Origin of the sequence: Candidatus Avelusimicrobium sp. (assembly GCF_051874775.1) — a bacterium.
In the GTDB taxonomy this organism is placed as follows: Bacteria; Elusimicrobiota; Elusimicrobia; order Elusimicrobiales; family Elusimicrobiaceae; genus Avelusimicrobium.
In genome coordinates, this window is record NZ_JBJEGE010000008.1 from 144,194 (window position 1) to 150,780 (window position 6,587).

6 protein-coding genes are annotated in these 6,587 nt (G+C 46.9%); 5 read left to right on the forward strand and 1 reads right to left on the reverse strand.

The window, feature by feature from the left end; translation table 11 throughout:
• Positions 1-46: 46 nt before the first annotated feature.
• The 5 genes from ACI351_RS01610 (at position 47) to ACI351_RS01630 (ending at position 5,479) form a co-directional block, all read left to right on the forward strand.
• Positions 47-1,111, forward strand: coding sequence for a Gfo/Idh/MocA family oxidoreductase (locus tag ACI351_RS01610; protein ID WP_439733510.1), 1,065 nt, complete (start codon positions 47-49; stop codon positions 1,109-1,111).
• Positions 1,111-2,265 carry a lipid-A-disaccharide synthase gene (gene lpxB, locus ACI351_RS01615; RefSeq protein WP_439733511.1) on the forward strand — a complete coding sequence of 385 codons (1,155 nt, stop codon included), beginning with the start codon at positions 1,111-1,113 and terminating at the stop codon, positions 2,263-2,265. The genes ACI351_RS01610 and lpxB overlap by 1 nt, the downstream gene beginning before the upstream one ends.
• A gap of 3 nt (positions 2,266-2,268) precedes the next feature.
• Entirely contained in the window at positions 2,269-3,723 is a 1,455-nt protein-coding gene (locus tag ACI351_RS01620; RefSeq protein WP_439733512.1) for a RelA/SpoT family protein, read from the forward strand.
• A complete protein-coding gene (locus ACI351_RS01625) occupies positions 3,720-4,022 on the forward strand; it encodes a hypothetical protein (protein WP_439733513.1) in 303 nt (100 codons plus the stop codon). Before ACI351_RS01620 ends, ACI351_RS01625 begins: the two co-directional genes overlap by 4 nt.
• Before the next feature lie 71 nt (positions 4,023-4,093).
• A complete protein-coding gene (locus tag ACI351_RS01630; protein ID WP_439733514.1) occupies positions 4,094-5,479 on the forward strand; it encodes a peptide MFS transporter in 1,386 nt (461 codons plus the stop codon).
• A gap of 100 nt (positions 5,480-5,579) precedes the next feature.
• Here the strand turns inward: ACI351_RS01630 and ACI351_RS01635 are convergent, their stop codons facing one another.
• Positions 5,580-6,047 carry a type IV pilin protein gene (locus tag ACI351_RS01635; protein ID WP_439733515.1) on the reverse strand — a complete coding sequence of 156 codons (468 nt, stop codon included), beginning with the start codon at positions 6,045-6,047 and terminating at the stop codon, positions 5,580-5,582.
• Positions 6,048-6,587 lie beyond the last annotated feature (540 nt).

Genomic DNA, 6,587 nt, shown 5'->3' on the forward strand with positions numbered 1-6,587 from the left:
TCCGCAAGAAGGAATTTAAGTATAATAATAAAGAACGGAGAGGATTATGGCGGAAACAAACAATATTAAATTCGGCGTGATTGGCGCCGGAAAAATCGGCACCTTTCACACGCGGACGCTAGCTAAAATGTCCGGTGTGACGCTCGTCGGAGTATGTGATCCCGACGTGATGCGCGCCCAAAAACTGGCGTGGGCGCACAACTGTACCCCCTATACCAAACCGGAAGAACTCGCCGGGCAAGTGGACGCTGTTATTGTAGCAGCCCCTACGCAGCTGCACCATCAAATCGGTATGTTTTTTTTGGAACGCGGCGTACATACGCTGGTAGAAAAACCTATTGCCGTTACGATGCAAGAAGCACGCGATTTAATTAACGCCGCCAAACGCCGCGACCTCGTGCTGCAGGTAGGCCACGTGGAACGCTTTAACCCCGCTGTGGTGGAAGCCGTCAAATATATCCACAATCCTCGTTTTATTACCATCAACCGCCAAGGCCCGTATGATGCGCGGATGTCCAACATCAGTGTGGTACTTGACCTGATGATTCACGATTTGGATTTGCTTTATACCCTCATTCCCAGCGCAGTTATTCACGTTGAAGCTGTAGGCTTAAGCGTATTTTCCCCGCACGAGGATATTGCCAATGTACGGCTGCATTTTGCAAACGGCGCCGTGGCTGATGTTACCGCCAGCCGAGCCAGTTTTGAACGCGCCCGTTATATGCACCTGTTTCAGCCGGACGGATACGTATCCGTTGACTTTATGAATGCACGCGTAAAAACGTACCGTAAAGAAAAACCCGTCGTACAAAATATGAACGATCTGACGGTAACGTACCCCAAGGTGGAAAAACAGCTGCCCATTACGGCCGAAATTTTACACTTTATTGATTGCATTAAAACTGCTAAAACGCCTGCCCCGAGCGGTGAAAAAGGCACCAAAGCGTTGGAACTGGCCTTGCAGATTATGGAAAAAATGAACCGTTTTGACATTCCTAAAACGGGCCACCTGCACACCCCCAAGCCGCTGCAAACCATTAGCACCGTCGCGCGCGCCGCACAGACGGTGTTAGACGAAACACTCGGCCATTTAAAAGGAGACGATAAATAATGTCCACCGTTACGCCTATTGCAAAAAATATTTTAATCGTCGCTGGAGATGTGTCCGGAGATCTGCACGCCGCAGGACTTATCCGTGCCTTAAAAGAAGCCGATCCGGATGTGCGCATTACCGCTATCGGCGGGAAAAATATGCAGGCTGTAAGCGACAACTTTCTCTTTAACCTTGCCTGCAAAGGCGCGCACGGATTTATTGAACCTCTTAAAAAAATGCCGATGTGGATCCGCCTGTTAAACCAAATCCGCGACTATATGGAAACGAAAAATCCCGTCGCGCTTATTGTGGTGGATTTTTATGGATTTAATCACCAAGTTTTAGGGATGGCCAAACACCGCAGCATTCCCGCGTACTACTATGTTACGCCGCAAGTGTGGGCCAGCCGCCAATACCGCGCCAAACGCTTGGCAGCACTTACAAAAAAAATGTTCGTCATTTACCCGTTTGAACCCGAATTTCACCAAAAATTCGGCGGCAACGCCGTGTTTTTGGGTAATCCGCTGTTAGACATTATGCCTCTGCCGGCAGAAAAGAGTTATGATGTCTCCGACCATAAAAAACACGCGTGGAAACTAGGTATGCTGCCCGGAAGCCGGATGGGCGAAATTAAACGGCTGACGCCGGTATTCTATCAGGCGTTTAAACAAACGCTTAAAGAATTTCCCAACACGCAGGCATATATGTTCCTTTTGCCGGATGCCGACGAACAAGTGTTTTTGGATTTAATCGGCGAAAAACCGCACGATAATTTTCACTTGGTAAAGGATAAGAATTACGAGCTCCGCTCGCAAATGGACTTTTTACTGGCCTGCTCCGGCACCGCCACCTTAGAAAACGCGCTTTTAGGCGTACCGATGGCTGTAGCGTACAAAATGTTCTGGCCGACGTATCAAATTGCCAAGATGGTCATTAAAGTGCCGTATATTTCGCTTGTGAATTTGCTCAGCCGCAAAGAAGTAGTTAAAGAGCTGATCCAACAAGATGCTTCCGCGCGGGCATTGGCCGCAGAAACGATGGCAATGTTCCAAAACCCGCAAAAACTGGCGGATATGCGCGCAGAGCTGTTAAAACTGCGCGCCTCCCTAGGGGAGACCGGAGTCGCTAAACGCGCCGCGCTGGAAATTTTAAATGATTTAAAACAAAACTAATCGATGCAACAAGCCCCCGACTTGCAGACCTTGCTGCGTAAATTCAAGGAATATAACCCTAACCAAGATACTTCTCTTATCGAGAAGGCCTACCGTTTCGCCGAAAAAGCACACGCTGCCCAAAAACGCGAAAGCGGCGAGCCGTATTTTACCCACTGCCAAAATGTGGCCAGTATTTTGATGGATTTTAATCTGGACGCAGACACCATCTGTGCCGGCCTTCTGCACGACACGGTAGAAGATACTTCTGTTTCCTTGGAAGATTTACGGCGGGAATTTAACAACCAAGTCGCGCATATGGTACAGGGCGTAACCAAAATCAGCGATTTAAAATTTTCATCTACCGATGAAGAAACCGTGGAAAACTGGCGTAAAATGCTCATTGCCGTGGCGGAGGATGTGCGCGTAATTCTCATTAAACTGGCCGACCGCACCCATAATATGCGCACAATGGAAGTAATGCCGCCCGAAAAACAAAAATTTAAAGCATACGAAACAATCTCGCTTTATGCGCCGCTGGCGCAACGGCTGGGAATGTTTACCATTAAAACAGACCTTGAGGATTTGTCTTTCAAATACCTTCATCCCCAAGAGTATGCGGACATCAAACAGCAAGTGGAAGCCCGCACCGCCGACCGTCAGGCCGCACTCGACAACTTTAAAAAACATCTGGAACCGGCTTTAACCGCCGGAAAAATGGAATACCGCATTTTGGCGCGCGCCAAAAATTATTATTCCATTTACCGTAAAATGCAAAAACACCACTGTACGTTTGCGGAAATACAGGATTCTCTGGGTGTACGCATTATTACCAAAACCTTAGCCGACTGTTATAAAGCGCTGGGACTTGTCCACAATGTATTCAAACCCATAGCCGGTACATTTACCGATTATATCGCCACCCCTAAAGCCAATATGTACCAAAGTATCCACACCACGGTGCTTTCTCCTACCGGAGACATTATTGAAATCCAAATCCGCACCGAAGAAATGCACCGCACTTGCGAATATGGTATCGCAGCGCACTGGCGGTACAAAATGGGCGGCGTGAAGCAGGATAAAAATTTTGACGAAAAAATCAACTGGATTCGCCGCTGGATTGAATGGCAGCAGGATTTAACCGCTCCGCGTGAATTTTTGGAAGGATTTAAAACAGACGTTAATCTGCAGCAGATTTTTGTGTTTACGCCGCGTGCAGACGTAAAATCCCTTCCGGAAGGTTCCACCCCCATTGACTTTGCCTACGCCATTCATACCGATATCGGCGACCATTACGTGGGAGCAAAAGTCAATAACCGTATGGTACGTATGGACTACGCCTTTAAAACGGGCGACGTATGCGAAATTATCACTCGTAAAAACGGACAGCCCAAGCGCGACTGGCTGGAATTTGCCAAGACTGCGGGGGCACGCAGCCATATCAAACGTTTCTTACGCAGTAAGGGAATTGAATTATGAACTGTCCGAAATGTTACAGTCTCTGTGACGATACCGACAACTTCTGCCGCCGCTGCGGCAAGAGCCTAAAGGCAGGTACGGGTTTTTTATATACTCACTACGGAATTATTCTGCTAGCCGCCGTACTTGGGCCGTTTGCACTGCCTGCCGTATGGGGCTCCAAACTCATTGGATTGACCGCCAAGTGGATTTATACCATTATCTTCCTGTTCATTGGCTTCTATTTGATTGTTGCCTGTTGGCACGCCTACCAAATTGCTACGCAAGCCGCACAGGTTTTTTTAGGTGCGGGGCTGTAAGTTTTCCCGCCGCCCTACTCCATATTTAGTACAATATAGAGTACCCTTTTGAAACCAATAAGGAGAAATAAATGACAGACAGTGAAGTGAAGCACAACGTGACCAAACACGGCCAGCCGAAAGCATTGTATATGCTGTTTATGGTCGAAATGTGGGAACGTTTCAACTATTATGGCATGAGAGCTCTTCTGTCGCTCTTCATGATCAGCACCGTAATTGGATTCTCTAAAGCGACATCCAGCAAAATTTACGGTATGTTTACGGCCTTGGTCTACCTAACCCCCGTACTCGGCGGTTACTTGGCGGACCGTTTCATCGGCAAACGCCATTCTATTACTATCGGCGCTCTTTTAATGGCTGCCGGTCAGTTTTCCTTGGCCTCTTACGAAATCATTAACCCGATTTTAGCTTTGGGCACCGGTCTTACGCTCATCATTATCGGTAACGGTTTCTTTAAACCCAACATCTCCGCCATTGTCGGCGAACTCTACGAACCCAATGACCCCAGAAGAGATTCCGGTTTTACTATCTTTTATATGGGCATCAACTTGGGCGCGTTCTTTGCGCCGTTTATCTGCGGATTCTTGGGTGAACCGCAGGATCCGTCCAATATCTTGGAAGCCTACAAATGGAAATACGGCTTTATGGCCGCCGGCGCGGGTATGATTATTGGCCTCGTATGGTATTTAGTCTCCCAAAACAAATACTTGGGCCATATTGGGTTGCATCCCGTAACCAAAAACAAACAGGATGAAGACCCCGAAGAAAGAGCCAAAGCCGAAGCCGCCAATCAACCGCTCACGCAAGAAGAATGGGATAAAATTAAAGCGATTTTCACTTTCGTTTTCTTCGCCGTATTCTTCTTTGCCTTCTTTGAACAGGCGGGCACTTCGCTGAACTTCTTTGCCAAAGAGGCCACTAATCTGCACCCCGTACTGCCGTTTATCGGCGAAATCACGCTGAAAGCTTCTTACTTTCAGGCAGTCAATCCGGTTTTCGTGCTGCTATTTGCGCCGATTTTTGCCAAAATGTGGATTAAGATGGGTTCCAAAGATCCGTCTATCCCGAGCAAATTCGGCTGGGGTTTGTTCCTGCAAGGGTTGGGATTCGCTGCTATTGCGGTGGGTGCGGCTCTGTATCAGGCGAACGGCCCTGTCAGTGCGATTTGGCTGATTTTGGTCTATATGTTCTGCACGATGGGTGAACTGTGTTTGTCTCCCGTCGGATTATCAATGGTAACCAAATTAGCTCCGCTGAAATTTATGTCCCTGTTTATGGGCGTATGGCTGACCGCCAGCTTCTTTGGCAACCTGCTTGCCGGATGGCTTGCCAGCTACTACGAATCGTGGAGTCTTACCACGCTGTTCTCTGTTCCGGCGGTATGCTCTATTTTGTTCGGCGTAATTATGTGGATTATGACGGGCAAAATCAAACGCTGGATGCACGGCGTACACTAAGTTTTACCAACAAACCAAAACCCCGCTCAAAAGAGCGGGGTTTTTTATTTTGATCCCTGCCAGAATATCCCGTGTGTAAATGCGGGGAGTTTCATAAGCATTACTTTATCAAATAATATCCTGTGCTTTCACTATTTCCCGTATCTAAAGGGCCAAAAGACCGGCACAATTTGTGATGTTGCGGTGTAGTTGCCACACACCACATCTTTCCCGATACCTCACCCTCTGAAAAAGGGGAATAAAATTCAAAAGTAGGATTTCTTCCTCGTCCCAAAGCATAACAAGTATTAAAATTTCGCTCGGGAGCAGAAGAACACTGAAAATTAAAATTTTTTGTTTGAGAAGGAACGGAAACGGGTAGTTCATCCAAATCAGTAGCATACACGCCATTTGTCATATAGTATTCCATTTGAGCAGTAGTCAATGTGCGCAAATAGGTAACAGCCTCTACTGCACGGCTTTTAAAAACCGCTTTTTCATACTGCGGCAGCGCAACAGCCGCTAAAATGCCGATAATTAAAACGACTACCAACAGCTCTATAAGCGTAAACCCGTATTTTTGATACATAAGATTATTCCTTAAAAACCGTAATTTCACAAAGTGATATCACAAAATAAATGTTAATCAGAATTATTCTTAATATATCAAAAAAAAAAAACGGGTCAAGGCGTTCTTCTCACTTTTTGTATCGACAAAAAGTAAGCAAAAAACTCGCAGGCCACACCCATAAAATCCAGTTCCGTACGGCGCATTTTACAACTCGCCTATGACTCGAACAAATAAAATGCTTCTTTCGTGCGTAACGGATTTCATAGACGGGTTAAGGCCTGCCAAAACAACCAAGATAAATAAGCGGAAAATTCCCGGCGGCCACTCCCTGCAATGATGGCAAACAGAAAATGCCGTGCAGATTAGAATAACACCGTAGATGAGTATATGATTTTTCAAAACCGCACCGTATTGCGCGGACAAGTTGGGGCGCAGCGTAGTGGTAATTACGTAAGCCCCAAGGTACGCGCAAGACGGCAGATTTTGGAAAATTGTTTATCCTTAATGAAACTCCCCGGGCTCACGCCCGGGGTTTCTTTTCATCCGAACAATTCCATT

Coding starts and splice junctions, on each gene's coding strand:
- ACI351_RS01610 (WP_439733510.1), top strand. CDS start 47: ATGGCGGAAACAAACAATATTAAATTCGGCGTGATTGGCGCCGGAAAA.
- lpxB (WP_439733511.1), top strand. CDS start 1,111: ATGTCCACCGTTACGCCTATTGCAAAAAATATTTTAATCGTCGCTGGA.
- ACI351_RS01620 (WP_439733512.1), top strand. CDS start 2,269: ATGCAACAAGCCCCCGACTTGCAGACCTTGCTGCGTAAATTCAAGGAA.
- ACI351_RS01625 (WP_439733513.1), top strand. CDS start 3,720: ATGAACTGTCCGAAATGTTACAGTCTCTGTGACGATACCGACAACTTC.
- ACI351_RS01630 (WP_439733514.1), top strand. CDS start 4,094: ATGACAGACAGTGAAGTGAAGCACAACGTGACCAAACACGGCCAGCCG.
- ACI351_RS01635 (WP_439733515.1), bottom strand. CDS start 6,047: ATGTATCAAAAATACGGGTTTACGCTTATAGAGCTGTTGGTAGTCGTT.